Here is a 3,370-nt window from a genome sequence, read left to right on the forward strand (position 1 = left end):
CCAACAGGCCGGCAACGAGCATCCCGCAGACGGCGCTCACGCCCAGGAAGATCAGGATCCGGCCGAGCGTTGTTCCCGTGTCCAGGAGCCCGTTCCTGCCGGAGGCCACGCCAGCCGGCACGGGTGTACGGGCCGGATTGGACCCCGTACCGCCTGGGAGCACGCCTCGTCCACGGGGCCAAGGCCGAATTCGTATCCGATTGAACATATCTTCCTCAGGTTCTCAGGCGATGGATCGTGTTGGTCAGGCATTCCACGGATTCTTCCGCGGTAAGAAGTACAGATCACGGTCGGTTATGACGTAGTGGATCCGGCCCCCGAGGGATCCCTGCGGGCACCGCCCAAAGGCAAATGTTCAGCACCTGCCCAGGCGCACCGCCCCGTGCGGTCCAACGTCGGGAAGTGATCCAGACGGCCACCGCGGTCCCGGCCAAGATGTACGGGGCGTAGGCGTGGACGCTTAGCGGGGCCCGCGAAGAAGAGCCCACGGTCCGCGAAAGAAGGAATGAAGCACTGGCAGTCATCGAGGTTCCGGATTCTGTTCGGGAGGTTAAGACAAAAACAGTCTTGCTCAGCAACCTTGTGGTCAGCCGGGTTCCGAAAGGCCTCCGGGTTCCGAGCAGCCATAGGACCGGCGCGTCGGCCCAGGAATGACAGTGCGGCTGTCGTGACACGGGGGACCCCAAAGAATGCAAATCCGAGTCCGGGAAGCGGGGCCGCTCCCCCGCTGTCGCCCAAAGCTTAGGCGCGGGAGTACGGGCACCACCAACCGCTCGCCTGGCGCGGTTGCTGACGTTTGACGTTGAACCATTCCGGATTCTGGGTTGTCGCGTACCGGGAGTGGGCGGTCAGCGGTCCGCCGTCAGCGCACAGGCGTTCCAGATGGGCACGGTGCGCGGCGGCCTGATCGTCAGCAGTCACGCTCTACAGAGTAGTCACGGCAGGTCGGGAGCGTCTTCGGCCGCGTCCAGGATGATGTCGTAGGCGTCCCCGTCGATCAGCCCCCTGTCGAAAGCTTCCCCCACTTCTTCGAATGTTCCGGGAGGGTTGGGGGGAAGGATCGCCTTCCACTCCATGGCCAGCTGTTCCGTGTTGTCGGGGGCTTTCGCATAGGGCCACGCGGAGAGCTGGCGGATCATCTCGTTCCGGTCTATGTCCCCGGCGGCGTAACGCTCCGCGATTTCGTGGGGGCTGGCTCCGCTGAACCCTTCCGGGATCGGCTTCACGCCCTTGGATTCAGCTTTCGTCAGGGCCTGGCTGATGGCGGACTGGGTGATGTGCAGGCCACGGGCTATGTCGCGCTGCGGCAGTCCCTGCTGCACCGCTTCGCGCAAGGCCCTCAAATAGTCCAGACGGCCCAGGTCTTCACGGGCCAGGGCGCGGCGTGCCAGATGAAGTGCGTGGTCGGGGCTGGTAATCGTCGTCTCCGAACCTCCTATATTAGTAGGCTTATCAGCCCCGGGCGATTGGTCACGCGGCGGCTCGTTAGGTTGGGTCCGGGTGGCCTCAGCTCAGCGCTGCTATCTGCGGCTCCCGTCCCGCAACTCATCGTACTCAGTCAGGAAAAGGTCACGGTACCCGGAAAGTTCGGTTAAGGCGCCCTGGACGCTCTCTATGCTCGCGCCGCATCTGCGTGCATCTAAGCAGGCAACGCAAAGCAGTATAACAATCCACACCCCTCGACCCGCTGAAGGAGGTGTGCATCATTTGAACATCCGCATGATGCACACCTCTGGCACCCAAGGCAGGACTCACGCCTAAAGACGGAAAAGTGACACCCCAGCACCGGGGCCTGGGGTCTATTCTCCAATGTCCTGGTGCGCGACCCGCGTGGTGATTGGCCTTCCTCGACCATGGTAACTTAAAGGTGACATCGTAAGATTTACGTAGTCATCATGGGGGTAGAAGTGGCCGAGGCTCCGGGATCGGCGCGGCTGGTCCTGGTGGACGGAATCGCGCACCTGGACGAGGAGCTGGCCGTGTTCGAGGCGATGCTGACCGGGTGGGAGCGGCAGCAGAAGTCCCGCTTGCTGGCAGATACGACGATTGCTCCGCGGATGGCGTTGCTGCGGCGGTTCACGGAATTTTCCGGTTCTTATCCGTGGGAGTGGACCGCCGGCGATCTCGAGGACTTCACGGTCTCGCTGATGTCCGGCAGCGCCCGGCTGGCGCCCTCGACGATTCGCGGCTACCACTTCACCTTGCGGCTGTTTTGCGACTTTCTGACCGACGGGCGCTATGGGTGGATCCAAGCATGCGCGGACCGGTTCGACCAGATCCCCTCCCAGGTATGTCATGACTTCAATACCGTCGCGCATCTGCATGATTACGAGGGCCGGCCGGAACGGCGCCCGTTCACCTACGACGAACTGCAACACCTGTTCGATTTCCTGGACACCCGGGTGGAGCAGGTCGCACGCTCGGGCCGCAAGGGCGCGCTGGCCGCGTTACGGGATGCGCAGATGATCAAGACGACCTACGCGTTCGGGTTGCGCCGCAACGAGTTGTGCCAGCTCGATGTTGCCGACCTGCGGCCGAATCCGCACATGCCGCACTGGGGAACCTACGGGTCCATCCACGTCCGCCACGGCAAATCGTCCAAGGGCGGGACCCCGAAGCGGCGCACGGTGCTGGCCGTCCCCGAGTTCGACTGGGCGATCGAGGGTCTCAAGCAGTGGGTCGAGCAGGGCCGCCCGATCGTGCGCCCGAAGAACCACGCTGCGCTCTGGGTGAGCGAGCGGCTGAGCCGGGTCTCGGCCAAGCACCTGGACAAACGGTTCAACCGGCTCCGTTCCGAGGCAGGCCTGGACGAGGCACTGACGCTGCATTGCCTGCGGCACTCCTACGTGACGCATCTGATCGAGTTCGGCTACCCGGAACGCTTCGTCCAGGAACAGGTCGGCCATTCCTATGCCTCGACCACCGCGATCTACACCTCGGTCAGCAACGACTTCAAAAACAAGGCCCTCCAGTCCGCATTGAAACGCGTTTACACCCCGACGCCGACAAAGGAGCCGTAGATGGCACGGAAACTGAGCATGCAATGGAACCTGCGCCAGCTCATGGCCGCCAAGGGCCTGTTCCAGACCAGCGAGCTGATCCCGCTGCTGGAAGAACGGGACGTCCACCTGAGCAGGCAATACGTCCACCGCCTGGTGACCAAGCCCCCGCAACGGGTCAACATCGAGCTGCTCGCCGCGCTCTGCGACATCCTCGGATGCACCGCCGCCGACCTGCTCGAATTCCGCATCGAGGAAGTCCGCGAGCTGCGCCACGTCGCCGGCGACACCGGCCCGGGCATCGGCGAACTCCGACCGATCCGGGCGACGATCCGCAGGCCACACGAGCCACAGTGACCGGCCCCGCATCC

Annotated in this window: 4 protein-coding genes; 2 read left to right on the top strand and 2 right to left on the bottom strand. The window is 63.8% G+C overall.

From position 1 onward, the window contains the following. Nucleotides 1-741: 741 nt before the first annotated feature. Nucleotides 742-921: a hypothetical protein gene (locus AHiyo1_RS24190; protein WP_148667467.1), complete on the bottom strand. Its 180-nt coding sequence runs from the start codon at nucleotides 919-921 to the stop codon at nucleotides 742-744. A 14-nt stretch (nucleotides 922-935) separates the two neighbouring features. Further along, a complete protein-coding gene (locus AHiyo1_RS08865) occupies nucleotides 936-1,334 on the bottom strand; it encodes a helix-turn-helix domain-containing protein (RefSeq protein ID WP_059388320.1) in 399 nt (132 codons plus the stop codon). Between the two features lie 561 nt (nucleotides 1,335-1,895). Here AHiyo1_RS08865 and AHiyo1_RS08870 point away from each other — a divergent pair. Beyond that, nucleotides 1,896-3,020, top strand: a complete 1,125-nt coding sequence (locus AHiyo1_RS08870) for a tyrosine-type recombinase/integrase (RefSeq protein ID WP_059388321.1) — start codon at nucleotides 1,896-1,898, stop codon at nucleotides 3,018-3,020. Continuing rightward, a complete protein-coding gene (locus tag AHiyo1_RS08875) occupies nucleotides 3,021-3,356 on the top strand; it encodes a helix-turn-helix domain-containing protein (protein ID WP_059388322.1) in 336 nt (111 codons plus the stop codon). Nucleotides 3,357-3,370: the final 14 nt, after the last annotated feature.

The sequence above is a fragment of the Arthrobacter sp. Hiyo1 genome (assembly GCF_001263615.2).
In the GTDB taxonomy this organism is placed as follows: Bacteria; Actinomycetota; Actinomycetes; order Actinomycetales; family Micrococcaceae; genus Arthrobacter.

Excerpts from the sequence above, each read along its gene's own strand:
- AHiyo1_RS08870 (WP_059388321.1), top strand. The coding sequence starts at position 1,896 with ATGGGGGTAGAAGTGGCCGAGGCTCCGGGATCGGCGCGGCTGGTCCTG.
- AHiyo1_RS08875 (WP_059388322.1), top strand. The coding sequence starts at position 3,021 with ATGGCACGGAAACTGAGCATGCAATGGAACCTGCGCCAGCTCATGGCC.